This window comes from Burkholderia sp. AU15512 (assembly GCF_002223325.1).
Lineage (GTDB): Bacteria > Pseudomonadota > Gammaproteobacteria > Burkholderiales > Burkholderiaceae > Burkholderia.
Genome location: NZ_NKEX01000008.1, coordinates 1106378 through 1132489, shown reverse-complemented (window position 1 = coordinate 1132489; position 26112 = coordinate 1106378). Strand labels below are relative to the sequence as shown.

General features: G+C 67.5%; 26 protein-coding genes. 15 read left to right on the top strand and 11 right to left on the bottom strand.

Going from position 1 to position 26112, the window contains the following annotated elements:
• Positions 1 to 5 precede the first annotated feature (5 nt).
• The 3 genes from CFB43_RS37055 to CFB43_RS37045 form a co-directional block, all read right to left on the bottom strand.
• Positions 6 to 308, bottom strand: a complete 303-nt coding sequence (locus CFB43_RS37055; protein WP_089498979.1) for a DNA-binding protein — start codon at positions 306 to 308, stop codon at positions 6 to 8.
• Between the two features lie 87 nt (positions 309 to 395).
• Positions 396 to 1550, bottom strand: coding sequence for a branched-chain amino acid ABC transporter substrate-binding protein (locus CFB43_RS37050; RefSeq protein WP_089498978.1), 1155 nt, complete (start codon positions 1548 to 1550; stop codon positions 396 to 398).
• A 638-nt stretch (positions 1551 to 2188) separates the two neighbouring features.
• Positions 2189 to 3088 (bottom strand): DMT family transporter, encoded by a 900-nt coding sequence (locus CFB43_RS37045; RefSeq protein ID WP_089498977.1) that lies wholly within the window; start codon positions 3086 to 3088, stop codon positions 2189 to 2191.
• A 57-nt stretch (positions 3089 to 3145) separates the two neighbouring features.
• Between CFB43_RS37045 and CFB43_RS37040 the strand changes: the two genes are divergently transcribed.
• The 4 genes from CFB43_RS37040 (at position 3146) to CFB43_RS37025 (ending at position 6287) form a co-directional block, all read left to right on the top strand.
• Entirely contained in the window at positions 3146 to 4132 is a 987-nt protein-coding gene (locus CFB43_RS37040; protein WP_089498976.1) for a LysR substrate-binding domain-containing protein, read from the top strand.
• A 185-nt stretch (positions 4133 to 4317) separates the two neighbouring features.
• The gene (locus CFB43_RS37035) at positions 4318 to 4986 is read left to right on the top strand and encodes a nitroreductase (protein ID WP_089444584.1); all 669 of its coding nucleotides are present in this window, start codon (positions 4318 to 4320) and stop codon (positions 4984 to 4986) included.
• 118 nt (positions 4987 to 5104) lie between these two features.
• Entirely contained in the window at positions 5105 to 5560 is a 456-nt protein-coding gene (locus CFB43_RS37030; protein WP_089498975.1) for a sodium:proline symporter, read from the top strand.
• A gap of 214 nt (positions 5561 to 5774) precedes the next feature.
• Positions 5775 to 6287: a hypothetical protein gene (locus tag CFB43_RS37025; RefSeq protein WP_089498974.1), complete on the top strand. Its 513-nt coding sequence runs from the start codon at positions 5775 to 5777 to the stop codon at positions 6285 to 6287.
• An 8-nt stretch (positions 6288 to 6295) separates the two neighbouring features.
• Here CFB43_RS37025 and CFB43_RS37020 read toward each other — a convergent pair whose 3' ends face one another.
• The 4 genes from CFB43_RS37020 to CFB43_RS37005 form a co-directional block, all read right to left on the bottom strand.
• Positions 6296 to 7447 carry an acyltransferase family protein gene (locus tag CFB43_RS37020; RefSeq protein WP_089498973.1) on the bottom strand — a complete coding sequence of 384 codons (1152 nt, stop codon included), beginning with the start codon at positions 7445 to 7447 and terminating at the stop codon, positions 6296 to 6298.
• Between the two features lie 133 nt (positions 7448 to 7580).
• Positions 7581 to 8225, bottom strand: coding sequence for a glutathione S-transferase family protein (locus CFB43_RS37015; protein WP_089498972.1), 645 nt, complete (start codon positions 8223 to 8225; stop codon positions 7581 to 7583).
• Positions 8226 to 8345: 120 nt separating this feature from the next.
• The gene (locus tag CFB43_RS37010; RefSeq protein WP_047853068.1) at positions 8346 to 9518 is read right to left on the bottom strand and encodes a porin; all 1173 of its coding nucleotides are present in this window, start codon (positions 9516 to 9518) and stop codon (positions 8346 to 8348) included.
• A gap of 317 nt (positions 9519 to 9835) precedes the next feature.
• Positions 9836 to 11689, bottom strand: a complete 1854-nt coding sequence (locus CFB43_RS37005) for an ABC transporter ATP-binding protein (RefSeq protein WP_089498971.1) — start codon at positions 11687 to 11689, stop codon at positions 9836 to 9838.
• 289 nt (positions 11690 to 11978) lie between these two features.
• Here CFB43_RS37005 and CFB43_RS37000 point away from each other — a divergent pair, with 289 nt between their 5' ends.
• From CFB43_RS37000 to CFB43_RS36990, 3 genes are all read left to right on the top strand, one after another.
• Complete coding sequence (locus tag CFB43_RS37000) at positions 11979 to 12545, top strand: TetR/AcrR family transcriptional regulator (RefSeq protein ID WP_089448963.1); 567 nt, start codon at positions 11979 to 11981, stop codon at positions 12543 to 12545.
• A gap of 230 nt (positions 12546 to 12775) precedes the next feature.
• Positions 12776 to 13201, top strand: a complete 426-nt coding sequence (locus CFB43_RS36995; protein ID WP_046547194.1) for an organic hydroperoxide resistance protein — start codon at positions 12776 to 12778, stop codon at positions 13199 to 13201.
• Between the two features lie 57 nt (positions 13202 to 13258).
• On the top strand, positions 13259 to 14293 hold the full coding sequence (locus CFB43_RS36990; protein WP_089498970.1) for an alpha/beta hydrolase: 1035 nt from the start codon (positions 13259 to 13261) through the stop codon (positions 14291 to 14293).
• A gap of 101 nt (positions 14294 to 14394) precedes the next feature.
• Here the strand turns inward: CFB43_RS36990 and CFB43_RS36985 are convergent, their stop codons facing one another.
• Both CFB43_RS36985 and CFB43_RS36980 read right to left on the bottom strand, forming a co-directional pair.
• Positions 14395 to 16122: a hybrid sensor histidine kinase/response regulator gene (locus CFB43_RS36985; RefSeq protein ID WP_089498969.1), complete on the bottom strand. Its 1728-nt coding sequence runs from the start codon at positions 16120 to 16122 to the stop codon at positions 14395 to 14397.
• A gap of 90 nt (positions 16123 to 16212) precedes the next feature.
• The gene (locus CFB43_RS36980; RefSeq protein WP_089498968.1) at positions 16213 to 16842 is read right to left on the bottom strand and encodes a response regulator; all 630 of its coding nucleotides are present in this window, start codon (positions 16840 to 16842) and stop codon (positions 16213 to 16215) included.
• 418 nt (positions 16843 to 17260) lie between these two features.
• On the opposite strand from CFB43_RS36980, the gene CFB43_RS36975 reads away from it, so the two are divergent.
• The 6 genes from CFB43_RS36975 (at position 17261) to CFB43_RS36950 (ending at position 22140) form a co-directional block, all read left to right on the top strand.
• On the top strand, positions 17261 to 17584 hold the full coding sequence (locus CFB43_RS36975) for a flagellar transcriptional regulator FlhD (protein ID WP_039355302.1): 324 nt from the start codon (positions 17261 to 17263) through the stop codon (positions 17582 to 17584).
• Complete coding sequence (locus CFB43_RS36970) at positions 17581 to 18234, top strand: FlhC family transcriptional regulator (RefSeq protein ID WP_179254986.1); 654 nt, start codon at positions 17581 to 17583, stop codon at positions 18232 to 18234. The genes CFB43_RS36975 and CFB43_RS36970 overlap by 4 nt, the downstream gene beginning before the upstream one ends.
• A 135-nt stretch (positions 18235 to 18369) precedes the next feature.
• A complete protein-coding gene (locus CFB43_RS36965) occupies positions 18370 to 20322 on the top strand; it encodes a sensor histidine kinase (RefSeq protein ID WP_256990210.1) in 1953 nt (650 codons plus the stop codon).
• A gap of 184 nt (positions 20323 to 20506) precedes the next feature.
• Complete coding sequence (locus CFB43_RS36960; protein ID WP_089429982.1) at positions 20507 to 20878, top strand: CidA/LrgA family protein; 372 nt, start codon at positions 20507 to 20509, stop codon at positions 20876 to 20878.
• Positions 20875 to 21609 (top strand): LrgB family protein, encoded by a 735-nt coding sequence (locus tag CFB43_RS36955; RefSeq protein ID WP_089498967.1) that lies wholly within the window; start codon positions 20875 to 20877, stop codon positions 21607 to 21609. Before CFB43_RS36960 ends, CFB43_RS36955 begins: the two co-directional genes overlap by 4 nt.
• Positions 21610 to 21834: 225 nt before the next feature.
• The gene (locus tag CFB43_RS36950; protein ID WP_069249854.1) at positions 21835 to 22140 is read left to right on the top strand and encodes a hypothetical protein; all 306 of its coding nucleotides are present in this window, start codon (positions 21835 to 21837) and stop codon (positions 22138 to 22140) included.
• A 91-nt stretch (positions 22141 to 22231) separates the two neighbouring features.
• Here the strand turns inward: CFB43_RS36950 and wrbA are convergent, their stop codons facing one another.
• Together wrbA and CFB43_RS36940 are read right to left on the bottom strand one after the other, a co-directional pair.
• A complete protein-coding gene (wrbA, locus tag CFB43_RS36945; RefSeq protein ID WP_039355294.1) occupies positions 22232 to 22834 on the bottom strand; it encodes an NAD(P)H:quinone oxidoreductase in 603 nt (200 codons plus the stop codon).
• 61 nt (positions 22835 to 22895) lie between these two features.
• Positions 22896 to 23621 carry a pirin family protein gene (locus CFB43_RS36940; RefSeq protein WP_089498966.1) on the bottom strand — a complete coding sequence of 242 codons (726 nt, stop codon included), beginning with the start codon at positions 23619 to 23621 and terminating at the stop codon, positions 22896 to 22898.
• Positions 23622 to 23749: 128 nt separating this feature from the next.
• On the opposite strand from CFB43_RS36940, the gene CFB43_RS36935 reads away from it, so the two are divergent.
• Together CFB43_RS36935 and CFB43_RS36930 are read left to right on the top strand one after the other, a co-directional pair.
• A complete protein-coding gene (locus CFB43_RS36935) occupies positions 23750 to 24667 on the top strand; it encodes a LysR family transcriptional regulator (protein ID WP_089498965.1) in 918 nt (305 codons plus the stop codon).
• 94 nt (positions 24668 to 24761) lie between these two features.
• Positions 24762 to 25883, top strand: coding sequence for a Fic family protein (locus CFB43_RS36930; RefSeq protein WP_089498964.1), 1122 nt, complete (start codon positions 24762 to 24764; stop codon positions 25881 to 25883).
• The last annotated feature ends 229 nt before the right edge of the window (positions 25884 to 26112 follow it).

Below are 26112 nucleotides of genomic sequence, written 5' to 3'. Positions count from 1 at the left end.
GGTGCTCAGGCGTCGGCTTTCGCCGTCTTTCCGGAACGCGGTTTTTCCGCCGCAGGAAACGCACCGCCGCCGCGGGGCCTTTTGGGTTCGATCCGCATCTGCCGGATCACGCGCCGGAAATCGATCTCGTGCGCGGCCATCGTGCCGATCAGTTTCGCGATGACCGCGAGGTGGGACGGGACTGTGCCCTTGCTCGAATAGTTCGTGATCGAGCTTTCGTTCATCCGGATCAGGCGGGCGAACTCGCGCGCCGTCAGCTGTGCCTTCTTCAACTCCTGTTGAAATTCCGCATACGCCATTGCGCACATGATGCTTCGTCTCCGTGAATCAGAATTCGGCCCGCGCGGCGCCGGCGCCGACGGGTGGCGTTCCCGTCGCACCGGCGCCGCGGCGGGTTACATCTTCACCTGGTCGAGGAAGGTCTTCTTACCGCTCTTGTAGCCGTAGATCGAGATGATCCCGTGCGTGAGGTCGCCCTTCGAATCGAACGTCGTCGTGCCGATCACGCCTTCGTACTTCGTCGTCGGCATCGCCGCGAGGATCTTCGCCGGATCGGTCGAGTTCGCGCGCTTCATGGCGTCGACCGCGATGTAGACCGCGTCGTACGCGAACGGTGCATCGAACTTGATGCCCTGGTTGAAGCGCTTCTGGTACTTCGCGAGGAAGTCCGCGCCGCCCGGCATCTTCTCGAGCGCGGCGCCGGCCTGCGAGCACAGCACGTTGTCGGCCGCCGGGCCGGCCAGCTCGGCCAGCGAGTCGGTGCACACGCCGTCGCCGGACAGGATCTTCGCGCGCAGGCCGAGCTGCTTCGCCTGCTTCGCGAGCGGGCCGCCGGTGGCGTCCATGCCGCCGTACATGATCGCGTCCGGGTTCTCGCCCTTGACCTTCGTCAGGATCGCGCGGAAGTCGACCGCCTTGTCGTTGGTCGCGTCGTGCGACAGCACCTTCAGGCCGAGCGCCTTCGCCTTCTTCTCGAACTCGTTCGCGAGGCCCTGGCCGTACGCGGTCGAATCGTCGATCACCGCGACGCTCTTCACGCCCTTCGACTGCGCGTAGCTCGCGAGCGCCGGGCCTTGCTGCGCGTCGGTCGCGACGACGCGGTAGGTCGTCTTGAAGCCTTGCTGCGTGTAGGTCGGGTTCGTGGCCGACGGCGAGATCTGCACGATGCCCGCGTCGCTGTAGATCTTCGACGCCGGGATCGACGTGCCCGAGTTCAGGTGGCCGATCACGGCGACGACCTTGTCGTCGACGAGCTTCTGCGCGACCTGGGTGGCCTGGCGCGGGTCGGCCGCGTCATCCTGTGCATCGAGTTGCAGCGTGATCTTCTTGCCGCCGATCGTGAGACCCTTCGCATTGATTTCCTCGACCGCGAGGCGCGCACCGTTCTCGTTGTCCTTGCCGAGGTGCGAGATGCCGCCCGTCGTCGGTTCGACGCTGCCGATCTTGACGACCTGGTCGGCCATCGCGGTCGACGCGGCCGCGAATGCGGCGGCAGCCAGTGCGACGGTGATCAGGGGTTTGCAGCGCATGCCGACAGTGCTTCGTTCCATCTGCCATCTCCGATTTGAATGTCTTTCTATTGACGTCTCGACCGGCCGACGGCGAGGTCGGGGCGATCGGACGAGTCTCCATACGCATCATGGGCTTCACTGCATCGCGTCCTGCCCCGCGACGTGCCGCCCGGCTGAGCGGCGAATCGGGGCCTGAAACGGTGCAATTCGTATGAATATATATGAAGCCGATTTTGCGCGCTGCAGCGAATCACGTAGCGGGGCGGGCGCAGTGCGGCCAGCGCCCGAAATTCGAAGGCGCCGGATGCCGGAAATCGTGCGCCGCGGCAGGCCACAGGCTGCGATTCGCTGTCGACGGCCTTACGAACGCATCCATTATTCGGCCGGCGGCCGGGGCGAAGCCATGGACACTGATGCACGGTCAATCCGGAACTGTTCGGTCGATTTGTCTGCACAGTTTGGACGATCTCGATTGCGCATCCGGTTGCGGGGCCCTGTCTCATCGGGATTGATGTCCTCGTTGTAACGCAACTAACGGTCAAGTTCGGCGACGTCGGCGAACTGATGCGAATCGACAGCCCGCGGCACGCATTCCGCTTTGCAAACACCGGGGTTCGCCCCGGCCGGCTCGCTTGGGAACGTCGGGCCGATCGTGCCGGCCCGATTCGGCACCGATCCTAGGACCGTCCGCGCAACGCCACGAAAATCACGCCGGCAATCGCCAGCAAGCCGCCGCACACCGTCTCGATGCCGGGTCGCTCGCCCGTCAGCGCCATCGACAGAACTGTCGCGACCGCCGGCGTCAGGTAGAGGAAGTTGGCGGCGCGCGCCGCGCCGAAGTAGCCGAGTGCGAAGGTCCAGGTCGCGTAACCCAGCATGGCGGGGAAGATGCCGAGCATCAGCACGGCCAGCGCGGTGTCGCGCGACCCGCTGCCCAGCGCCACGAGCGCGCCCGGCAGCCACGGCGTGAGCAGCAGCGCGCCGGCCAGCAGCGTGTACGCGGTGCAGGCCAGCGCGCCGTACACCGGAATCAGCCGCCGCTGCAGCACGAAGTAGCTGGCCGAACACAGCGCCGCGCCGAGAATCAGCGTGCTGCCGGCCCCGAGGACGAGGCCGCCCGGCTGCCCGCGTGCGATCACCGCGATGCCGGCGAGGCTGACCAGCGAGCCGAGCCAGCCCCAGCGATTGAAGCGCTCGCCCAGAAACACGGCGGCCAGCAGCGCCGTGAAGATCGGCAGCGTGTTCACGATGAAGCTCGCCGCGCCGGCCGAGACGGTCTGCTCGCCGGTATTGAGCAGCGCGTTGTAGAGCGCGATGCCGAGAAAGCCGCATAACAGGAAGCGCAGCGCGTCGCCGCGGGTCGGTACGCGCGGCCGCCGCACGGCGAGCCACGCGACGATCAGCACGGCCGCCGTGGCGAAGCGCGCCGCCGCGAGCTGCAGCGGTGTCAGGCCATGCAGGCCGATCCGGATGAACGGGAAAGCGGACGCCCACGAGACGATCGTGAAGGCGACCGCGCCGGCCGCGATCAGCGGCTGCCGCGCAGCGCGCGACGACGGGGTGGAGAGCGTGTTCATGCGTCCATGATGCGGTGTGGCAAGATGCTAAGCTAGCGCACAGATCAGCACGCAGATATGACGACGATTCACAGCTCGAGCCGGCGGCCGGCCGGTGCTTCGACCCGCGCGAAGCGCGCGCCGGCGGCGTCGCCCGCCGCAGCGCCGGCGCCGGGTGCGCGGCCGCCGCTCGCGAGTCTCGAGACGGTGTGCACGGTCGCGCGCGAGGGTTCGTTCCTCGCCGCGGCCGATGTCTCCGGCGTGACGCACGGCGCGATCAGCCGGCGGGTGGCCGCTGTCGAAAACTGGCTCGGCCTGCGGTTGTTCGAACGCCATGCGCGCGGCGTGCGCCTGACGCCGGACGGCCAGCGCTTCGTCGGCCGGATCGAGCAGGCGTTCGCGATCATCGACAGTGCGGCCGATCAGTGGCGCTCGCCACGTACGCCGCGACTGGTCAGGATGAGCGTGGTGCCGGCCTTCGCGCAGCTCTGGCTGCTCGAGCGCCAGCATGCGCTCGAGAGCGAGGCGCCCGCGTTACGGATCGAACTGGGCATCGATCTGCGCAACGTGGATATCGCCGGCGGCGAAGCGGATCTGTCGATCCGGTACGGGCGCGGCAACTGGCGTCAGCTCGACACCCGTGCGTTCATGCCGGAACGGCTCTATCCGGTCGCGCATCCGCGGCTTGCCGCGCAACTGGCGAAGGCGCGCCGCCGGCGCGGCGATGCCGCGCTGCTCGACATGCCGTTGCTGCACGATTCCGATGTGACCGGCTGGCGCACGTGGTTCGATGCATTGGGCGTGCCGTTCAAGCCGCGCGCGCAGGATCGCCGTTTCGAGGATTACAACCTCGTGCTGGCCGCCGCCGAGGCCGGGCTCGGCGTGGCGCTGGCGCGGGTACCGCTTGCCGACGCCTATTTCAAGCGCAGCGAACTCGTGCGCGTGAGCCCGCACGAAGTCGACTCGGTGCTCAGGTATTACTTCGTGCATGCGAAGGGGGAGAATCGGCCTGAGGTGCTGGCGTTGATGGAGCGGATGCGGGCGGCGGTGGGGACAGGCGGCTAGCCCTGGCCGGTGTATCGTGTCGGCCCGCCCCGGTAGCGGGTGGGAGCGAAAAAGCGTTGTGCGATACGCGGCACTAGGCTCGGGCCGCCGGATCGACGACAATGCGACCGCGAAAAACGATGAGGTGGAGAGATGAACGAGATTCGAAAAGGGATGCATCCGTGCGGATGCAAGCGAGGTCAACAATGAACAAGCCGGACAAGTCGTCGAAAGCGCGTGCCGCGCTCGACCAGCTGTTTTCGGGCATGGCGCCCGCGGACGCGACGCGCGCGTCGCGTCCGGGCAATCCGTTCGAAGCGAGCGCCGACGACGCATCCGCCGGCACGGGCGGGCGCGGCGGTATCGAGGTCACGCTGTCGACCCGGATCCAGTTGCGCGGCTATCCGAATGCGAACGCATTCATGAAGCGCATGGCCGAAGCGTGGGGGCTGGAGTGGGGGATGTACGACAGCGTCAAGGCCATCGCGACGCTGCCCGTCGGATGGCGAGCGCGCCGGCTGCCGGAAGTTACGCAGATCGTCGACGGACACGACGTGCTGCGCGCGGAGAGCAGCCTGCAGGGCGGCGAGATGTCGTATCTGAAAGTGCATCCGCGGTACTACATCGACGCGCGCAAGGGGTTCGGCTGGGGCAAGTCGTCGAAGGCGTCCGACGATCCGGATCTCGACGGCCCCGACTGGAACTGCTTCGTGATCGATCGCGAAAAGTCCATCGAAGTGCACGAACTGACGACCTCGTCGCTGAAAGCCGACATGGACAACGCGCGGGCGACGTTGCTGAAATGGCTGGACGAGAACTATCCGAAACATCGCGATCCTTTCGCTTACTGGTCGGATTGCGAAGGAGCGTCGTAATCTTGCGTGGCCGCCCGGTTCGGGTTCCGGTTCACCGGCACGCGCTGTGCGGCCGGCGCCGGAGCGGGTGGGGTGCAACTCGCTTCGATGCATCGGCCGGTTGCGACGGGAGCGTCAATTGAAACGAGCCAGTGTCGTCCCGGTTCTCTGGGCAGCGTTCGGTGCGGCGGCCGGTTCGACCGTCGTCGAGCTGCTGCTCTGGCCGATCGTCGGTGACGACGCGATCGGCAACCTGTTGCGCGACACACGCCTCACGGCAGCCATCGTGATGGGGCGCGGCGTGCTCGGCGCGTCCGCCGGCTTCGATCCGTGGGTCATGGCGGTGGCGACCCTCGTGCATCTGGTGCTGTCGCTGGTCTATGCGGCCGTGCTGGCGAACGCGATTCGCAACCTGTCGCTCGCGGCCTCGCTCCTCGCAGGCGGCGCGTTCGGCCTCATCCTGTACGGCGTCAACCTGTACGCGTTCACCGCGATCTTCCCGTGGTTCATCTCGGTTCGTGGCGCGATCACGCTCGTGGCCCATCTGGTATTCGGGATCACGGCAGCGGCTGCCTACCGCTTCGCCAGGCGCTAGGCCGGGCGCCAATCGACGGTGCCTGCGTCGATCATTCGCACCAGACCCCTGGAATAAGCCGGCGCGCTGCATCGTTTAGCCGTCAGGAGACCCTGTACGATGCGGCGGCGCGTGAGCACCGCATGATGAATCGTGCGCGAGCAATCCGATCTGCCGGGCGCCGTCAGCGGGGCCCGCGATCGAGTGGTCGGGGACAATCAGGCAGGAGCCGATCATGGGCAACTGGTTTCGATCCGGGATAGGGTTCGTCTGTCTCGGCTGTTCCGCGGCGGTCTTTGCGCAAACCTCCGACGATCTGGCGGACGAGACGACGAACTGCCGGGCGGTCGTCGCGCGAGCGAACATCGACGGCACGGAGCAGCAAATCGTCGGGCGTGCGTGCCTGCAGGACGACGGCACATGGCAGTTCGTGCAGAGCGCCGATGGTAGTGTTTTATGGTATCCGGCGGCGGACTATCCGTATGCTGACCTGGGGTACTGGGGGCCGCCGCTTTTTATCGGCGCAGGTGTGGGCTTCGTGTTCGTCGATCGCTTCCACCACTTCCATCATTTCCACCACTTCGATCACGTCGTCCACTTCAACGGAGGGGACCATCGCCGCGTCGGCGTGCCGATCGGCGCCGGCTTTCACCACGGCGCGTTCCCGGCCGGCACCGCCGGCCACGGATTCGGCGGCATGCATCCGTTCGGCGGCGCGAGCGGATTCGGTGGAATGCGGCGACGCTGACGCAGCCGTTACAGGATCGATGCGAGCCTGGGCACGCGAAGCAGCAGTCCTGCGATCAGGTAGCACGCGACGCACGCGATGCCGCCGGTCACGGCGAACTTCAGGAACGGGGCCGCCGGCACGTTCTGCCATGCGAGTGCAACGCCGACCAGCACCGGCGGATGGATGATGTAGATCGTGTAGGCGCGTCGCGCCAGCGGCTGCCACACACCCGTCAGTCGAGTGAAGCGTCGCTGAAAGCGGCTGACGAGAAACAGTATCGTGCCCCATGCGACCAGTGGCTCCCAGAACGCGTACACCACGTCAACCGGACGGCCATGCAATGCGGGAACGTGCTTCGCGAGAAGGTAGGCGACGGGCAGGACAGGGATTGTCAGCAGCGCGATGCGCCGCCATGTGTCGACCTGCCGTGGCGGAAGATGCTCGAGCCAGCGTGCGCGTGCTGCCCGGCAACCTGCTGCGTACAACACGACGTAGCTGGCGAAATACCCGAGCTGAAGCCCCCATACGTTGATACCTATCGGCCATCGGTATCGCAACGCCAGCGCCGCGATACCGGTCAGCAATGCCGCTGAGGCCAGGGTCCTGTCGGAGGGGAAAGGATGCGGCTCGGGCCGGCTCGCGGTGCGCGCGCACGCGGCGCTCCAGAGTGCCGCAGCCGCACTGAAAATCAGTAAAGCCTTGGCGAACCACATCGGGCCATTGTCGAACGTGCCGTGGCGCCACAGGCGGCCGAGCGTGTCTTCAAACGGGTGCCCGGCAGTGGACTGCGCCAGCGCGATCGTGGCGGGGCCGATCAGAAACCCATACACCAGCAACGGCAAGCCGAGCCTGAGAAACCGGTCAGCCAGAAAGCGGGGGGCGCCCTTGCGATCGATGGAGCGCGGCGTGTAGTAGCCCGCCAGGAAAAAGAACAGGCCCATGAAGAACGCCTGGTTGATTGCGCAGAAGAGCGTCAGCAGCGCGGATTCCACGGACGGCCCCGCGACCACCTCGTGGTAGTACCACCCGCCGAGCGCGCCGTACGTGATCGCGCAGTGGTGGAACACGACCAGCAACGTCAGGCAGGCGCGCAACGCGTCGAGGCCGGCGTTACGATGCGCGGCAACCGCCTGGTCCGTCCGGGCCGTGACATCGACTGCAATGTCCTGAGCGCTCATTGCCTTGCCTGTGGGGTTGGTCAGTCATGACCCGCGTCGCGTACATCGGGCGGGCGTACAGGTCGGCAACATACGCCGTTGTGATTACAACCTTCCTACAAGCCGTTCTGCTGCCGGCGCGATACGCGATTGCCTAATCGAGTCGCCCGCGCAGATCGTCGAACGGAATCATCACGTGCGTGCGATACGCGGGCCGCGCTTTCAGCCGCTCGTACCACGCTCGCACGTTCGGGAGGTCCGGCCGTGCGATGTCGAGTTCGAAGTAGCGATACAGGTGCGTGCCGGCCGTGATGTCGGCAAGCGTGAGCGCGTCGCCCGCGAGAAATGGCTGACCGGCCAGCGCCGCATCGAGCGCCTGGAAGTGCCGTGCGCACTGCGCGATGCTTTGCTCGACGCGCGCCGTGTCGCGCTGCTCGGGCGGCGTCCGGAAGTAGCCGCGGAATACGCCGTTCAGGAACGTCGGCTGCAACGTGGTTTGCGACCAGTCCATCCAGCGGTCGGCGCGCGACTGTTCTGCAGGGTCGTCGTGCCAGAGGCCGGGGCTTCCGTAACGCGCGGCGAGGTAGCGCAGGATGCTGTGCGATTCCCAGACGACCGTGCCGCCGTCGTCGATCACGGGGATGCGCCCGTGCGGGTTCATCGCCAAAAAATCGGGCGTGTCGAGCACGCCGAACTGGCCGCCGGCCGGCACGTGCCGATGCTCGAGCGCGAGCTCGTCGACGAGCCACATCACCTTCTGGACGTTGAATGCATTGCGACGCCCCCATACGGTCAGCATGCCGGCCTCCTTGTGTCGTGCGGAACGGGATCGCGACAGTGTAAACGCCACAGGCGCGCACCGCGGTGCGCGCCTGCCGGCTGCCGTCGATGTCGTCGTCGTTGCCGTGCGGCGACGCGATCAGAACTTGTGGCGAATCCCGACGATCGCGAGTTCCTGCGTATCGGTGCCGGAGTTCACGCCGTACGAGCCGACCGACGCGGCGGCCTTCACGACCGCGCCGTTCGCGTTGAGCGTGTTGCCGCTCGCCTTCTGGTAGCCGAACAGCGCATACAGGTCGGTGCGTTTCGACAGCGCGTAGTCGGCACCGAGGTTGACCTGGTTGTAGTGCGCGGAACTCGGCCCCGTCAGCGACGTGTAGTTGTAGCCGACGCCCGCGCGCAGCGCCGGCGAGAACTGCCAGTTGAAGAACGCCGAGCCGTTGTTGAATTTCGCGTTCTGGCTGAACGCCGAGAGCGTGTCCGCGCCGTACTGCGTGTTCGAATACGCGAGGCCGAAGGTGGCGGGCCCGGCCACGTACTGGCCGGCCACGCGCACGATCTGGATCGACTTCGCGCTCGAGAAGCCCTGGTTGATCACGGTGTTGAACAGCGTATCCGAGCTGCTCGACCAGGTGCGCACGCCGTTCGCGACTGTGGAGCCGCCGTTCGCGTAGAAGAAACCGGCGCCGAGCGACAGCGGGCCGTTCGCGTAGCTTGCGCCGAAGCTGTACGTGCGGCCGCTGCCGGTGGCGCCCGCGACGCCGCCGAAGCCGTACAGGCCTTCGAACTGGAAGCCCGAGATCAGCGGGCTCGTGTATTTCACCGAGTTGCTGACGCGCAGGCTGTTGTCGTAGTTGTCGAGGTCGCCCGGCGTCGCGAACACGCCGCCGAAGTAGTTGTCCTGCGTGAGGCCCTGCACGAGATCGACGACCGGATCGTACTGGCGCCCGAGCGTCACGGTGCCGTACGTGCTGCTCGCGAGGCCGACGACGGCCTTGCGGCCGAATTCGCGCGAGCCCTGGCCGAGCGCGCCCGTGCCGATGTTGAAGCCGTTCTCGAGCTGGAACAGCGCGGCCAGGCCGCCGCCGAGATCCTCGGTGCCGCGCAGCCCCCAGCGGCTGCCCGACAGGTTGCCGCTGCTGAACTTGACGAGGCTCGACGCGTTGCTGCCGTTCGCGTTCTGCGCGTTGTGCACGTACGCGATGCCCGCATCGGCGATGCCGTACAGCGTGACGCTGCTTTGTGCGTGCGCGCCGGCGGCGTAGAGCGCGGCCGGCAGCGCGAGCAGTGCGAATGAACGGATCTGTTTCATTGTTGGATTCCCCCGTTGGTCGATTGGTCTGACGAGTCGGTGAACGATACGGACGGCGCATCGTCGAGGGAACCAATAAATTGTCGGATCGTTATGAGGCGGCGCGGAGGTGGATGCGTGCGCAACGAATGGGCGGCGCGGGCGGGTCACCGGCGCATCGCGACGGGCGTGCCGCACGATCCCGTGCGCAGATCAGTGGCGAGCGTCGCCCGATGCGAACCGCCGCGGCAGTGCGGCATTCAACGTGTCATCCGCTTCGGGCTGCCACGGAAAGCGATCGCGGCCGAAACCGCCGCCGATCGCTGCGCCGTCATGGCTTATTGCTCCACGCTTTCCGCGTCCGCCGTTTCCCCGAGGAACCCACCGCTCTGGTGCGCCCACAGCGCCGCGTAAATACCACCCGCCTGCAGCAACTGCTGGTGCGTCCCTTCCTCGACGATGCGCCCTTCGTCGAGCACGATCAGCCGGTCCATCGCCGCGATGGTCGACAGCCGGTGCGCGATCGCGATCACCGTCTTGCCGTGCATCAGGTCGTCGAGGCTGCGCTGGATCGCGACTTCGACTTCGGAATCGAGCGCGCTGGTCGCCTCGTCGAGCACGAGGATCGGCGCATCCTTGAGCATCACGCGCGCGATCGCGACGCGCTGCCGCTGGCCGCCCGACAGCTTCACGCCGCGCTCGCCGACCTCGACGTCGTAGCCGCTGCGCCCGTGACGGTCGCGCAGCCGGTCGATGAACTCGGACGCTTTGGCGCGCACGGCTGCGTCGTGCATCTCGCGCTCGGTCGCGTCGGGGCGCCCGTACAGCAGGTTCTCGCGCATCGTCCGGTGCAGCAGCGACGTATCCTGCGTGACCATCCCGATCGCGCCGCGCAGGCTGTCCTGCGTGACGTGCGCGATGTCCTGCCCGTCGATCCGGATCGCGCCGCCGCCCACGTCGTAGAAGCGCAGCAGCAGGTTCACGAGCGTCGACTTGCCGGCGCCCGAGCGGCCGATCAGGCCGATCCGCTCGCCGGGCCGGATCGTCAGGTTCAGCCCGTCGAACACCGCGCGATCGTTGTCCTCGTGCGCGAACTGCACGTTGTCGAACACGATCTCGCCGCGCTGCACCGTGAGCGGCTTCGCGTCGGGCGCGTCGACCACGCTGTGCACCTTCGTCAGCGTGTTGATGCCGTCCTGGATCGTGCCGACGTTCTCGAACAGCTCGGTCATTTCCCACATGATCCAGTGCGAATAGCTCGACAGGCGCAGCGCCATCGCGATCACCGCCGCGACGACGCCCGCGCTCGCCTCGCCATGCATCCACAGATATAGCGCGAGGCCGGTCGAGCCAACCAGCAGCAGCGTCGACAGCAGATGGTTGACGACCTCGAACGCGCTGACGAGCCGCATCTGCGCGTCGCCGGTCGCCTTGAACGCTTCCATCGCGCGGCGCGCGTGGTCGGCTTCGCGCCGCGTGTGCGAGAACAGCTTCACGGTCGTGATGTTCGAATACGCGTCGGTGATGCGGCCCGTCATCAGCGCGCGCGCATCGGCCTGGCGGCTGCCGACGGCACCGAGGCGCGGCACGAAATACGCGCACGCCAGGCCGTAGCCGAGCGCCCACAGCGCGAGCGGGATCATCAGCCGCCAGTCGAAGCTGGCCGCGAGCGCGAGGATGCCGATCAGGTACGCGGCGACGCCGATCACGACGTCGACCGACATGAACAGCGCATCGCGCACCGCGAGCGCGGTCTGCATGATCTTGGTCGTCACGCGGCCGGCGAACTCGTTCGCGTAGAACGACAGGCTCTGGTCGAGCATCAGCCGGTGAAACAGCCAGCGCAGCCGCATCGGGAAGTTGATCGCGAGCACCTGGTGCTTGACCATCGTATGCAGCGCGATCAGCAGCGCACTGCCGGCGAGGATCGCCGCGAACCCGGCGAGCGTGCCGAAGTGCCGGCCGCCGAAATCGGCCGGCGTCGAGGACGCGAGCCAGTCGACCACGCGGCCCATCATCGCGAACAGCGCGGCTTCGTACGCGGCCAATGCGGCCGACGTCAGCGCGATCAGCAGGATCCAGCTGCGCGCGCCTTTCGTGCACGCCCAGACGAACGAGAAGAAACCCCGCGGCGGCGTGACGGGATCTTCGAGCGGGAAAGTCGGCAGGCGCCGTTCAAACCACGAAAACATCGACTTGTTCTCCTTGTGCGGCCCGACGCAGCGGGCGGACCGATGATGCCGGGGCCGGATGCGACGCGGTCATCGTGTGCCGGCACGTCCGCCCGGCCGGTGGACGTTGCGCCGCGATTCGCGTGGCCCGGCGTGAAGTGTCGCATCGATTCGATCGTGCTGCAGGCCGGTTGTAAGCCGCTCGGCCAGGCGAACGGCGTCGTCCTTGCGCGGCGGGCTCGCAGGCATGGTCATCGAGCCCTTAAAAAAGTCCTTGACTGTCTATCTATGAGTAGATAAAGTTCGATCCATGGAAACGAAACCGACCGTCCGCGAACAGATTCTCGATCATGCAATCACGCTGATGATGCAGCGCGGTTACAACGGCTTCAGCTATCGGGACCTGTCCGACCTGGTGGGCGTGAAGACGTCGAGCATCCACTACTACTTCCCGTCGAAGGACGATCTGGTGCTGGAAGCGGTGGCGGCTTACAGCGACGAAGTCCTCGCGGCCGTGCGGGCGATCGATCCGGCGCTGCCGGCCGACGTGAAGCTGAGCCTGTACACGAAGATGTTCGGCCGCACGCTGGGCGACGGCAACCTGATCTGCCTGTGCGGGATGCTCGCGTCCGACATCGAAACGCTGCCGGAGAACGTGCGGCAGGCGGTGCAGGCGTTCTTCACGGCCAACGAGCGCTGGCTCGCGGAATTGCTGGCGCAAGGCGCGAAGGAAGGCACGCTGCAGTTCAGCGGCGAGCCGGACACGGCGGCGCGCACGTTGTACGCGGCGTTCCAGGGCAGCGTGCTGGCCAGCCGGCTGTTTCATACGCGGGCGCGTCTCGAGGATGTCGAGGCCGTCTGGAAAGCGCGGTCCTGACGGGCGGCGCACGAGCAGTGAGGCGGTTCGCCGCCTTTTTATTGAATCTTGTTATCTATCATGTAGTAGATAGATAAGTGGCTGGCGCAGAGGAACCAATCCTCTGCATTTTTGGGGATGTTTGTCTATCTATGAGTAGATAAACAAATGCGAAGCCGGCGAAGAAGCCGCCGGCACGTGGTCCCCGGTTCGAAGGCTGTTTCATTCATTTGCTGAAAAAGGAGTCTGTCATGTCGATCGAAAAAGTGCTGTACCGCGCCCATGCAAAAGCCACCGGCGGCCGTGACGGCCGTGCGACGGTGCCCGAAAGCGGCCTCGACCTGAAGCTGACCACGCCGCGCGAGCTCGGCGGCGCGGGCGGTGCGGGCGCGAACCCCGAGCAACTGTTCGCCGCCGGCTACAGCGCGTGCTTCATCGGCGCGATGAAGTTCGTCGCCGCGCGCGACAAGATCGCGATCCCCGCGGACGCCGCGATCGAAGGCAGCGTCGGCATCGGCGCGATCCCGAACGGCTTCGGCATCGAAGTCGAACTGAAGATCTCGCTGCCGGGCCTCGATCGCGATGTCGCGCAAACGCTGATCGACCGCGCGCACGTCGTCTGCCCGTACTCGAACGCGACGCGCGGCAACATCGACGTCACGCTCACGCTCGTCTGATCAGTCGCACTGCCAACCATCCATCGCCATTCAAAGATTCGACCAAGGAGTTGCACCATGAAGATCGTCAAGCCGCTGCTGATCGCCGCCGCCGCGGCAGCCGCATTGTCCACCGCACCTGCCGCGTTCGCCGCGGGTGCCGAAGCCGTCGGTCCCGATGCGACGACGAGCGCTTTCCTCGCCGTGCTGAACGGCCAGAAGGGCCCGGGCCTCGAAACGCTGAGCCCCGCGAAGGCGCGCCAGGTGCTGGTCGATGCGCAGAACGGCACGAAGGTCGACCTGTCGGGCATCGACGTGTCGAACCGCACGATCGAGCAGGACGGCTTGTCCGTGCCGGTCACGATCGTCCGCCCGCAGGGCGCGACGGGCACGCTGCCGGTGTTCGTGTTCATTCACGGCGGCGGCTGGGTGCTCGGCGATTTCCCGACACACGAACGCCTCGTGCGCGACCTCGTCGTGCAATCGGGCGCCGTCGCGGTGTTCGTGAACTACACGCCGTCGCCGGAAGCGCATTACCCGGTGGCGATCAACCAGGCGTATGCGGCGACGAAGTGGGTGGCCGCGCACGGCGCGGAGATCGGCGTCGACGGCAGCCGTCTCGCGGTGGTCGGCAACAGTGTCGGCGGGAACATGGCGGCCGTGGTGGCGCTGATGGCGAAGGACAAGGGCGGCCCCGCGATCCGCTTCCAGGGGCTGATGTGGCCGGTGACGGACCACAACTTCAACACGGGCTCGTACAACGCGTATCAGCAAGGGCACTTCCTGACGCGGCCGATGATGAAGTGGTTCTGGGACGCCTATACGAAGAACGAAGCGCAACGCAACGAGATCTACGCGTCGCCGCTGCGCGCGAGCACCGCGCAGTTGAAGGGCCTGCCGCCCGCACTGATCCAGGTCGCGCAGTTCGACGTGCTGCGTGACGAAGGCGAAGCGTATGGCCGCAAGCTCGATGCGGCGGGTGTCGATGCGACGACCACGCGCTACGACGGCACCATCCACGATTTCGGCCTGCTGAACGCACTGGCCTCGGATGCGCCGACGAAGGCCGCGACGAAGGCGATGGCGAACGAGATCGCGACGCGGTTGAAGTAAGCGGGGGCCCGCACGCGCGCCGCGCTTGACGCGGTGCGCGTGAGACGACTCGGCGGCGGGCAGATGCCCGCCGTTTTTGCATGCCGCCGGTGCGCCGCCGACTATCCCGCGTCGGCCCGGCGCTGCTGCCCGGGGGCCTGCGCATGCTGCAGGCGTGCCATCGCCGCGCGCAGCTTGTCGCTCGGCACCGGCTTGTGCAGCAGCACGAACCCGCCGTGCTTCAGCCGGCCGGGCCGCCGCGCGGTCGTGTCGCCCGTGATCAGCATCGCCGGAATTGCCGTGTTGTACTCGTCGCGAATGCGCGCGATCGCAGCGATGCCGTTCTGGTCGCCGTGCAGATGCAGGTCGCAGATCAGCAGGGTCGGCCGTACCTCGCACGATGCCAGGCACTCGATCGCGTCATCGACCGACGCGGCCGTGACGACCTGGTAGCCCCAGCGCTCGAGCAGCATCGACATGCCGGCGCGGATCGCGCTTTCGTCGTCGATCACGACCACGAGGTGCGCGGCGGCCGTCGCCTCGTCGACGGCGATCTCGTCGGCGGCGGCGCCCGGCTGAACGGCCGTGTCCAGCCGCACCAGCTGCAGTTCGAAGCATGAGCCCCGCCCGGGTTCGGAGCGCAGCGTCAGCGGACAGTCGAGCAGCCCCGCGAGGCGCCGCACGATCGCCAGCCCGAGGCCGACGCCCCGTTCGGGCTCGTCGCCGCGACGGCGCAACTGGTAGTAGTCGTCGAATACGCGCGCCTGCTGGTCAGCCGGAATGCCGCGCCCGGTGTCGATGAATTGCAGGCGAACGTGCTGGCGTGTGCGCCGGCAGCCGACGACGATGCGTCCGGTGTCGGTATAGCGCACCGCATTCGACAGCAGGTTGCGCGCGATGCGCTCGATCAGCACCGGATCGGAATCGACCACTGCGTTGCTGCGCACGTACGACAGCGACAAGCCTTTCCCGTGCGCGTCGGCGGCGACTTCGCGGCACACGCGCTCCAGCACCGCGCCGATCGCGAACGGCCGGCGATGGACGGGCACGACGCCCGCATCGAGCCGCGAGATGTCGAGGATCGCGGTGAACAGCGCGTCCATCGCGTTGACGGACTGGTCGATGCGATCGACGAGCAGCGTGCCGTCGGCCGGCATCGGCACGTGCCGCAACGCGCCGACGAACAGGCTCAACGCGTGGACGGGCTGGCGCAGGTCGTGGCTCGCGGCCGCGAGAAAGCTCGACTTGACGTGCACGGCCTCCGTCGCGAGATCCTTTTGCCGGCGGAAATTCTCGGCCAGCTGCGCGGCGCGCTGGCGTTCGCGTTCGGCGATCCGCTGCGCGCGGATCAGTTGCAACTGCATCTCGATCTGGTCGCGGAATTCCTCGACGAGCCGGATGTAGTGCTCCGAATACGCATTCTCCTTGCAGTCGAGCAGGCAGATCGTGCCGAACGGCGTATTGTCGGGCCAGCGGATCGGCAGGCCGAGATACGAGACCATGTTGACGCGCAGGTCCGGATTGTTGCGCCACTGCGCGGATTGCCGCGCATCCGGCACGACCAGCGTAGCGCCGCTCGCGATGACCGCTTCGCAGTAAAGACCCGAGCCGTGCAGTTCGGCCGATTCGCCCGGATAGAACGGATTGCCGGTGTTGCGGCTCGCCACCAGCACCTGGATGTCGCGGCCGACGTTGCGCATGATCAGCCCGGCCGGCACGCCGACGATTTCCGCCATCAGGTCGACGAGGCGCTGCCAGCGCGCGATCACGTCGGCGGCGAGGTCGAACGGGACTTCATGGTCGGCCGGCGCGTCGGCCGGCGCGTCGGGCGGCTCGTCGACATGCGTCATGCGCACGCTCCTTGAACGGGCGGAGACAATGAGGAAAATTTAGGCGTTCCGCGCCGGCATGGCAATGTCGCGACGCGAGCAGCCGTCGAATCAGATGAGGCCGGCCTTCCTGCCGGCTGCCGCTGCCTGGGTGCGGTTGATGACGTTCAGCGCCTTGAAGATCGCGGTGATGTGCGCCTTGATGGTTTTTTCGGACAGGCCCAGCTTGTCGGCGATGACCTTGTTCGGCACGCCTTCCGCGAGATAGCGCAGCACTTCGACCTGTCGTTGCGTCAGCATCGAACCGCGTGCTGCAGCGGCACCGTCCTGATGCTGCAGCGCGAGGTCGTCGAGCACGAGCGGCGGTACGTAGCGTTCGCCGTTGAGGGCGATCCGGATCGCGGACAGCAACGTGCGCGGGCTGGCGGACTTCGGCACGTAACCCATCGCGCCCTGCGCGAACGCGCTGCGCACGGCGCCGGGATCCTCGGACGACGACAGCACGATGACCGGGAGCCCCGGGCGCATCGTCGCGAAGACGGCGAGCGCGTCGAGGCCGTCCATGCCCTGCAGCTTCAGGTCGAGCACGATGGCGTCGAGGTCGCTGTGATCGTCGAGCAGCCGCACCGCATCATCGGCGCTGCTCGCCTGGACGACGACCGTGTCGTCGTCACCCTGGCGCAGCAGCATCTCCACGCCATCCCGCAGGATCGCGTGATCGTCGACGATCAGAATTTTCATGAGGATGCTTGAATAAGTGAATCCGGAGTCGGGCCGACACGAACGAACCGGATTGTACAAGACGAAAGTCTTAATACTAAAGTCGCTTTTGTCCTGCATCTGTCTTGCGTCTAACGTCGCATTTACATTCAGCGGAATATCGTCGAGACTCAATCACGACAGTTCGCAATGCAGGTGAATGCAGGCACGCCATTCGATGCGTCGCCGGCATCGCGGCGATGCGAGCGACGAAGCAAGCGGCCCTCTACAGGATTGAATGACGGCGCGCTGCACGCACACGATGTGCGTCGTTCGGCAACCGTGAATTTCGGTTACTCATGCCGAACGAAAAAAATTAACGGTTCGTAATAACCGGATTATCGGCACGCATTTTGACGATGAATCATTGATCCTGATCGCGCATGAATCGAGGTGAACGATGAAGGTTGCCAACGACAGCGATGCAATGTGGGAACTGAACATGTCGTATCTCTGGCTTGCGCAGCGACTGCTGCAGTCGGATCGCGCAACCGGCATGTTCCGCCTGGGTGTGACCGCCGATGTCGCCGCCGCGCTGGCCGCGCTGTCGATGAAGCACATGAACGAGCTCGCGTCGGCGGGGCAGTTGATCTGCGCATTGCGGCCGGGCCGGTACGGTGTGCTGTCGGCACTGACCCGCGCGACGCCGCCGGTCGATCTCGTGCGCGTGCATACCGCGATGGTGCTGGCCGGCCTTGCGCTACCCGACGAGGAAACATCGTGAACGGCCGGGAAGGGCGGCATGGCCTCGCGGACGACGCGCAACTGACGATTCACGCGGCGGCGCTGATCCGGCTCGGCGCGCGGCTGCAGATGCTGGAAGTGGAGTGCGGATTGCCGCGCGACCGTCTCGTGCGGCTGTATCGCGAAGTGCGCGGCGTGGCCCCGCCGAAGGGGTTGCTGCCGTCGTCGATCGACTGGTACATGACGTGGTTCGCGAACCTTCATGCATCGCTGTTCCACAGCATCTATCGCTTCCTGCGCAACCAGGCGGGCTGCTCGCGACTCGAGGCGCTCGTCAAGGCCTATACGCTGTATGCCGAACAGGGCGATGCCGCGTCTTGCGCGTTGCCGCTGGACCTGACACGCGCCTGGATGCTGGTGCGCTTCGTCGATGCCGGCGTGCTCGACATCGCCCGATGCCGGGATTGCGGCGCGGCGTTCATCACCTACCGCCACGCGCTGCGCAGGCATCCCGTGTGCGTCGCCTGCCGGCTGCCGGCGCGTGCCGGCAAGCGCGCGGTCGGGACGTCGCCGCGCGTGGCGCCCGGCACGCGTCATGCGCGACGGCACGACGCACAGGTCGCCGTCGCGTCCCGTCGCGACAGCGGGAGCGCCGCGGACGAATCATCGGGAGAATGGTGTGCGATCTAGCGGGGCGAGGGCGGCCGCGGCACGACCCGCGCGGTCCGCGGCGGATCACGCTGGTCGGCGCCTCGCGTCGGCCGGGGCGGCGCGTTCGCCCGATGGCGAAGGCTGTGCGCATCCTGTGCGCATCGAGCCGGCATCGTGAACCTCCGCGGTCTCTCCATCCGGCAGCGGATGCGTGCCGGCTTCGTGCTCGTCGTGATGCTGACGGCAGTCGCGTGCGGCACGAATCTGTGGGAAAGCTATCGGCAGTATCGGCGGGGAATGCTCGACCTGCGCGATTTCGCGTTGATCGAGTGCGTGATGATCGCGTCGAACCGGATCTCGGCCGAACGCTGGCCGGCCAACCGGCTGCTGGCGCTGCGGCGGCGCGATTCGGCCGCGCAAGCGCAGGCCGTGCGCGATGCGCGCGCGCACACGGATCAGGCGCTCGATGCGCTGCGAGACGACCTCACGCGGGCGGCGGCGCTCGGTGCATCCGAGCGCTGGGCCGCGCTGCACACGCTCGAGTCGATACGCGCCGGGCTGGCCGGCGCGCGCGGCGAAGTCGATGCGCTCGCCGCGCGGCCCGCGGCGGCGCGTGCGACGTGGCAGGTGCAGGCTGCGCAGGACCGCATGTTCGCGGCCGCCGACGATCTGGCGGCGCTGACCAGCGGCGTGATGGCGGGCGCGGCGATGCGTCATCCGGACACGGCCGGCGCGCTGGTCCTCGCGCGCCTGCTGGGCGACCTGCGTGAATACACCGGCCGGCTCGGCGCGCTGTTCGTCGCGCCGCTGGTGAGGAACGAGGCGCTCGACAACGACCGGCTGGCGCGCATCCTCCAGATGCGCGGGCGCATCGTGCAGCTCCGCGCACTGATCGCCGGCGCGATCGCGCCGCTGCTCGACGACGCGATGCTGTCGAATGACCTGGCCCGGTTGAACGACACGATGGACGGCAGCTTCCTGCCGCTCGTGGCCACGACGCTTCGCGCAGGGCGCACGGGCACCTATGCGATGAACGCGGAGGATTTCGCGTCGCGGATCATGCGCGATCTCGACGCATCGGCGCAGCTGCGCGACCACGTGCTCGACCTCACGCGGGCGCGCGCGGTGGCGCTGCGCGATGCGGCGCGCGTCCGGATGACGCTGTCCGGCGCCGAGGCGGCGTGTTGCATCGCGATCCTGTTCCTGCTCGTGCGCGGCACGCAGCGGACGCTGTCGAAACCGCTGGATGCGCTGAGCCGGCGCATCGTCGCGTTGAGCGAGGGCGACGTGTCGCCGATCGTCCGGATTCCGGGCACGAGCCCCGAGATCGCGCACGTGAACGATGCACTGGACGCGCTGCGCGGCGCTTACGTTCATCGCACGCTGCTCGAGCGGCAGCGCAACGACATGCTGACGCTGTTCTCGCACGACATGCGTGCGCCGCTCACGTCGGTCATCGTGCTCGTGAACGCGCCTGCCGCCTGCCCGCCCGACTGCGCGCTGCGCGAGCGTCTTCACGAGATCGGCGGGCTGGCGCGTCATACGCTCGCGATGGTCGACGGTTTCGCGCAGGTGTCGCGGGCGGAGGCGGGCGAGTACGCGTCGGAACTCGTCAACGTGGCCGACCTGATGAATCAGGCACGCGACGAAATCTGGCCGCGTGCGCGGGACAAGCACATCGCGATCGAGGACGTCCCATCGTGCGACGACGCGCTCGTGCGCGGCGATCCGGCGCTGCTGTCGCGTGCGCTGGTCAATCTGCTGGGGAACGCGGTCGACTACAGCGCGGCGCATACCCGCATCGCGTGCAGCGTCGAACTGGCGGACGACGGTGCTTCGGTATGCTGCGTGATTCGCGACGACGGCTACGGGATCGCGGCCGAGGATCAGGCGCGCCTGTTCGAGCGTTACCGGCGCTTTCGTCTGCCGGGACAGCCCGACACGAAGGGTGTCGGGCTCGGCATGGCGTTCGCGAAGGCGGTCGTGGACCGGCACCGCGGCGAGATCCACGTGCGCAGCGCCCCGTGGCAGGGCACGACCGTGACGCTCACGCTGCCCGTGGCCGGCGTATCCCGCCACGCGCACGAGCCGGGCAGGGCGATGCCGGCCGAACCGGTGCCGGGATGATGCGTGGCGGCGGGAGGCCGCACGCCGTGCACCCGGTGGTGTCTTCCCAAAGCCGCACGCGGCGATGTTCGATCGCGCGTGAAGTTGGTAGGATCGCGCGTATCGTTCACGCCGGCGCCGCAAGCCGCCGGCCATCGGTCGCGCGGCCGTCCGGCAGCGCGGCCCCGTTCGGGAGAAGCGGTTCATGCTGCAGGCGTTCGCGGTCTTGCTGACCTTCCAGTGTCTCGGGGAAGGCGTGTCCTACCTGTTCGGCCTGCCGGTGCCGGGCCCCGTGATCGGCATGCTGCTGCTGTTCGGCTTCGTGATGCTGCGCCCGCAGGTGGCCGACGCGATCGAGCCGACCGCGCTCGAGCTGCTGCGCCACCTGTCGCTGCTGTTCGTGCCGGCCGGCGTCGGCATCATGGTGTCGGCCGACCGCGTGCGCGGCGATGCGGTCGCGGTCGTCGTCGCGCTGGCGGTGAGCACCACGCTCGCGATCGCCGTGACCGCGCTCGTCACACGTGCGCTGCTGCGGCGCCAGCGGCGCGCGGGCGGCGCGGCGGAGGGCACGCGATGACGGCCTTTCCGACACTCGGCGCGATCTGGGTCTATCTCGCCGCGACCCCGCTGCTGGGCCTGACCATCACGCTGATCGCCTATCTGTTCGCGCAGGCCGTCTATGCGCGGGCGCGCTTCAACCCGCTCGCTAACCCGGTGCTGATCGCGGTTGCGCTGATCGTCGTGCTGCTGACGATCACCCGCACGCCGTATCCGACGTATTTCGAAGGCGCGCAGTTCGTCCACTTCCTGCTCGGCCCCGCGACCGTCGCGCTCGCGCTGCCGCTGTACCGCCAGTGGTCGAAGCTGCGCCGCGCCGCGGTGCCGCTGCTGGTCGGCCTGCTTGCGGGTTCGCTGACCGCGATCGTGTCGGCGGTGGGCATCGCGGCGCTGTTCGGCGCGTCGCACCAGACGATCGCGTCGCTGGCGCCGAAATCGGCGACGACGCCGATCGCGATGGCCGTCGCGGCCGAAATCGGCGGGATTCCGTCGCTGACCGCCGTGCTCGTGATCTCGACCGGGATTTTCGGGGCGGTGTGCGCACGCGGGATCCTCAATGCACTGCGGGTCGACGAACCGGCCGTGCGCGGCTTCGCGCTCGGCGTCGCGTCGCACGGGATCGGCACCGCGCGCGCGTTCCAGGTCGGCGAGGAAGCCGGCGCGTTCGCCGGGCTCGGGATGGGGCTGAACGGCGTGCTGACCGCCTTCGTCGTGCCGATCCTGCTGCCGGTGCTGTCGCGCTGGATCTGAGCGCTGGCCGGGCCGGGTTATCGGTTTCCCTGATGGCGCCGGCGCGGCGCCGAAACGGCGGCTCTCGCGGTGCGCATGTATCGTGGCCGTTATCAGGAGAATTCAGGAACGCACACGGACAACGGAATACTGATCGGCTAACGTTGCAACGGCGCCGATGTCGCAAGCGGTCGCGTGCGCGCCGGTGTTCGACCCATTATCAACAATCGACAAGGAGATCCCGCCATGAAGCAGTCTCGCGTGGTATCGGTGGCAGTGGCAGTAACGGCGTCGTTCGGTCTGCTGTTGACCGCCGCGCCGGCGGCATACGCGCAGGATCCGGCGTCCGCGCCGACGCAGAAGCAGCTCGACAAGGCGCAGAAGAAGGCGGCCCGCAAGGCCGCCCGGGCGCGGCATGCGTCGGACCTGAAGGCGATCGGCACGGGCAGCGGCTACCGGTTGACCAACGACCAGAGCAACTATCCGCAGAACGCCGCACAGAAGGCGCCCGCGACGAAGGCGGCGCCGGCCGCCCCGGCATCGGGCCAGTAACGGCCGCAACCCGGGCACAGCGCGAACGGCGCCGGATCGACCGGCGCCGTTCGCGCATGTGCGGGGCGGCCCGAACCGCCGGGCCGCCGCGTTACGACGCGAGCTTGCTCGCGATTTCCGCGACGTGCTTGCCCTGGTAGCGCGCGATGTCGAGCTCGTTCGCGCTCGGCTGGCGGCTGCCGTCCGCGCCCGCGAGCGTGGTCGCGCCGTACGGCGTGCCGCCGGTGATTTCGTTCATGTTGACGAGGCCGCTGCAGGCGTACGGCACACCCACGATCACCATCCCATGGTGCAGCAGCGTCGTGTGGAACGACGTGATCGTCGTTTCCTGGCCGCCGTGCTGCGTGCCGGTCGACGCGAACACGCTGCCGATCTTGCCGACGAGCGCACCCTTCATCCACAGGCCGCCGGTCTGGTCGAGGAACGTGCGCATCTGGCCGGCCATGTTGCCGAAGCGGGTCGGCGTGCCGAAGATGATCGCATCGTAGTCGGCGAGTTCGTCCACCGTCGCGACCGGCGCGGCCTGGTCGACCTTCACGCCGATCGCGCGGGCCTGGTCGACGGGAATCGTTTCCGGCACGCGCTTGAGCGTGACCTCGACGCCGGCCACCGATTTCGCGCCTTCCGCGATGTGCTGCGCCATCGTTTCGACGTGCCCGTAGGACGAGTAGTAAAGAACGAGTACCTTGGCCATGTTGCGAATCTCCGATTAAAAGGGCCCCGCGTTCAGCGGGGCCCGGTTTCCCGAACGGGCTTCATGCCCATTCGGCCGTCACTTCGACCGGACGCAGGTCGAACACCAGCACTTCGGCATCCTTCCCGTCGGCGAACGTCAGCGCCTGTTCGTCGCGGATGCGCACGCCGTCGCCTTCGCCGAGCGTCACGCCGTTGACCGTCACGCTGCCGCGTGCCACGTGCACGTAAGCAAAGCGGTTCGGCGCCAGTTCCAGCGTCGCGCGTTCATCGCCGTCGAACAGGCCCGCGTAGATCCGCGTGTCCTGCCGGATCTTCAGCGAACCGGCGTCGCCGTTCGGCGAGACGACGAGGGCGAGCTTGCCGCGCTTGTCGTCGGCCGTGACGTTCGTCTGCTGATAACGCGGCTCGGCACCCTTTTCGGCCGGCCCGACCCAGATCTGCAGGAAGTGGACCGGCAGTTCCGGCGAGTGGTTGAACTCGCTGTGGCGCACGCCGGTGCCGGCGCTCATCAGCTGCACGTCGCCCGGCACGATCACCGAACCGGTGCCCATCGAGTCCTTGTGTTCCAGCGCGCCGTCGAGCACGTACGACAGGATTTCCATGTCGCGGTGCGGGTGCGTGCCGAAGCCGCGGCCCGGGGCGACGCGGTCGTCGTTGATCACCAGCAGGTCGGAGAAGCCGACTTGCTTCGGATCGTAGTAGTTCGCGAACGAAAACGTATGACGGGAGCTGAGCCAGCCATGCTCCGCACGGCCACGTTGGTTTGCTGCACGGGTTTCGATCATGATTTTTGTTCCTCAAGACGCCGGACCTCGGAAGTGAGCCCGGCCGTTCGTTGAGATGAATCTTAGGTCAATCGATTTGACAAATAAATGGCTGTAGAGATAATGACTGTCGCTATGGAGTGGACAATATGGAACTGAACGATCTCAGGATCTTCGTCGCGACGGTCGATGCGGGCAGCTTCACGGCGGCGGCCGACCAGCTGATGCTGTCCAAGCAGTTCGTCAGCCGGCGCACGATGGCGCTGGAGGCGTCGCTCGGCGTGCGGCTGTTGCACCGGAACACGCGCAATCTCGCGGTGACCGAATCGGGGCAGGAGTTCTATGCGCGCGCGCAGCGGATCCTCGCGGAGATCGCCGACGCCGAGCAGGCGATGTCGGTGCGCAGCACCGAGCTGCACGGGTCGCTGAAAATCAGCGCGCCGCTGTCGTTCGGGATCACGCACGTGTCGCCGCTGATCGCCGAATTCCTGTCCGCGCACCCGGCCGTGCGGCTGAACCTCGACCTGACCGACCGGCGCGTCGACCTGATCGGCGAGGGCTTCGATCTCGTGCTGCGGATCGGCTCGCTCGAGGATTCGACGCTGATCGCGCGCCCGCTTGGCGCGTGGCGGATGATCGCGTGCGCGAGCCCCGCGTACCTGAAGCGGCAGGGCACGCCGCAGACGCCGGCCGATCTCGCCGGCCATACGTGCGTACTGTACGGGCGCGAGCGGCGCATCGGCTGGGAATTCCGCGTCGACGGCGCGGCGCGCACGTTCGACGTGCAGGGGCCGCTCGTCGCGAACAACGGCGAGGTGGTGCGCGACGCGGCGATCGCCGGGCTCGGCATCGCGCTGCTGCCGGATTTCATCGTCGGCGCGGCGCTCGACAGCGGCGCGCTCGTGCCGGTGCTCGACGCGTACGCGCCGTCGCCGATCACGCTCAATGCGGTGTTTCCGCAGCATCGTGAAGGGTTCGTCACGCTGCGCACGTTCATCGGGTTTCTCGCGGAACGGCTCGGCGACGCGGCGCCGGCCGCGAAGGGCGGGGCGGGCCGGGCGCGGTAGCGGGCCGGTTTGCGGGGAATGGGGGCGCTATTCTCCGCATGATTTGCGGAGGATATTGAGTCATGCGGTGAATCGGTGGGATAATCTCCGCATCATGAGCGGAGATTGCACCTACATCTGGGAGTCGGCCGACTGGCCCGCGTGGCGCTTCGACCTCCCTGCACTGGCGACGCCACTCGCCGACGTCAGCCGTGCGCAAGGCATGCTGGCCGGGCGGCTGGCGGATGTCGGCCTGGCGCTGCGCGACGAGGCCAGCCTCGCCGCGTTGACGGAAGACGTCGTCAAGACCAGCGCGATCGAGGGCGAAAGCCTGAACGTCGCATCGGTGCGGTCGTCGATCGCGCGCCGGCTCGGGGTCGACATCGGCGCGCTGGCGCCGGTCGATCGTCACGTCGAGGGCGTGGTCGACATGGTGCTGGACGCGACCGCCCACGCGGCGGCACCGGTCACGGACGCCCGTCTGTTCGGGTGGCATGCGGCGCTGTTTCCGACCGGCTATTCGGGGATGTCGCGGATCACGGTCGGCGGCTGGCGCACCGATGCCACCGGGCCGATGCAGGTCGTGTCCGGCCCGATCGGCCGGCAGCGCGTGCATTTCGAGGCGCCGCCCGCCGCGCGCCTCGCCGGCGAGATCGCGCGCTTTCTCGCGTGGCTCAATGCCGAGCCGGTCGAGCCCATGCTGATCCGCGCCGGCCTCGCCCATCTGTGGTTCGTCACGCTCCATCCGTTCGACGACGGCAACGGCCGGATCGCGCGTGCGCTCGGGGATCTGGTCCTCGCGCGCGCCGACCGCAGCCCGCAGCGCTTCTACAGCCTGTCGGCGCAAATCCAGCGCGAGCGCAACGCGTATTACGACGTGCTGGAGCGGACGCAGCGCGGCTCGCTCGACGTCACGGAATGGCTCGCGTGGTTCCTGACCGCGCTCGGCAGGGCCATCGACCACGCGCACACGACGCTCGACGCGGTGCTGGTCAAGGCGCGCGTCTGGCAGCGCTGTGCGGGCTTCGCGATGAACGAACGCCAGGTGAAGGTCATGAATCGCCTGCTCGACGGCTTCGAGGGGAAGCTCACGTCCACCAAGTGGGCGGCGCTGGCGAAGTGTTCGCAAGACACCGCGCTGCGGGACATCACCGAACTCGTCGAGCATGGCGTGCTGCGCCGCTCGTCGTCCGGCGGCAGGAGCACGAGTTACGAGCTGATGCCGTTTGGCGGCTGACGCCGGCCCGGGTCATGTCCGGTGGGCGCTGGCCGCGACGGAGCGCAGTCGGGTTGTCGCTTCGATCGTTGCCGCGTTGACCCGACCGCGCCGGGCCGCGCCGGGCAGTGGGTCACTGGCCCAAGCGATTGCCCGCGTCTGGCACTATCCCGCGCCTTTTTGTCTTCGAATACTGGATTCGAGCCCGGATGTCGTACCGGCGACATCCTCCGCCTCCGCGTACGCCCCT

Coding starts and splice junctions, on each gene's coding strand:
- CFB43_RS37055 (WP_089498979.1), bottom strand. CDS start 308: ATGTGCGCAATGGCGTATGCGGAATTTCAACAGGAGTTGAAGAAGGCA.
- CFB43_RS37050 (WP_089498978.1), bottom strand. CDS start 1,550: ATGGAACGAAGCACTGTCGGCATGCGCTGCAAACCCCTGATCACCGTC.
- CFB43_RS37045 (WP_089498977.1), bottom strand. CDS start 3,088: ATGAACACGCTCTCCACCCCGTCGTCGCGCGCTGCGCGGCAGCCGCTG.
- CFB43_RS37040 (WP_089498976.1), top strand. CDS start 3,146: ATGACGACGATTCACAGCTCGAGCCGGCGGCCGGCCGGTGCTTCGACC.
- CFB43_RS37035 (WP_089444584.1), top strand. CDS start 4,318: ATGAACAAGCCGGACAAGTCGTCGAAAGCGCGTGCCGCGCTCGACCAG.
- CFB43_RS37025 (WP_089498974.1), top strand. CDS start 5,775: ATGGGCAACTGGTTTCGATCCGGGATAGGGTTCGTCTGTCTCGGCTGT.
- CFB43_RS37020 (WP_089498973.1), bottom strand. CDS start 7,447: ATGAGCGCTCAGGACATTGCAGTCGATGTCACGGCCCGGACGGACCAG.
- CFB43_RS37015 (WP_089498972.1), bottom strand. CDS start 8,225: ATGCTGACCGTATGGGGGCGTCGCAATGCATTCAACGTCCAGAAGGTG.
- CFB43_RS37010 (WP_047853068.1), bottom strand. CDS start 9,518: ATGAAACAGATCCGTTCATTCGCACTGCTCGCGCTGCCGGCCGCGCTC.
- CFB43_RS37005 (WP_089498971.1), bottom strand. CDS start 11,689: ATGTTTTCGTGGTTTGAACGGCGCCTGCCGACTTTCCCGCTCGAAGAT.
- CFB43_RS37000 (WP_089448963.1), top strand. CDS start 11,979: ATGGAAACGAAACCGACCGTCCGCGAACAGATTCTCGATCATGCAATC.
- CFB43_RS36995 (WP_046547194.1), top strand. CDS start 12,776: ATGTCGATCGAAAAAGTGCTGTACCGCGCCCATGCAAAAGCCACCGGC.
- CFB43_RS36990 (WP_089498970.1), top strand. CDS start 13,259: ATGAAGATCGTCAAGCCGCTGCTGATCGCCGCCGCCGCGGCAGCCGCA.
- CFB43_RS36985 (WP_089498969.1), bottom strand. CDS start 16,122: ATGACGCATGTCGACGAGCCGCCCGACGCGCCGGCCGACGCGCCGGCC.
- CFB43_RS36980 (WP_089498968.1), bottom strand. CDS start 16,842: ATGAAAATTCTGATCGTCGACGATCACGCGATCCTGCGGGATGGCGTG.
- CFB43_RS36975 (WP_039355302.1), top strand. CDS start 17,261: ATGAAGGTTGCCAACGACAGCGATGCAATGTGGGAACTGAACATGTCG.
- CFB43_RS36960 (WP_089429982.1), top strand. CDS start 20,507: ATGCTGCAGGCGTTCGCGGTCTTGCTGACCTTCCAGTGTCTCGGGGAA.
- CFB43_RS36955 (WP_089498967.1), top strand. CDS start 20,875: ATGACGGCCTTTCCGACACTCGGCGCGATCTGGGTCTATCTCGCCGCG.
- CFB43_RS36950 (WP_069249854.1), top strand. CDS start 21,835: ATGAAGCAGTCTCGCGTGGTATCGGTGGCAGTGGCAGTAACGGCGTCG.
- wrbA (WP_039355294.1), bottom strand. CDS start 22,834: ATGGCCAAGGTACTCGTTCTTTACTACTCGTCCTACGGGCACGTCGAA.
- CFB43_RS36940 (WP_089498966.1), bottom strand. CDS start 23,621: ATGATCGAAACCCGTGCAGCAAACCAACGTGGCCGTGCGGAGCATGGC.
- CFB43_RS36935 (WP_089498965.1), top strand. CDS start 23,750: ATGGAACTGAACGATCTCAGGATCTTCGTCGCGACGGTCGATGCGGGC.
- CFB43_RS36930 (WP_089498964.1), top strand. CDS start 24,762: ATGAGCGGAGATTGCACCTACATCTGGGAGTCGGCCGACTGGCCCGCG.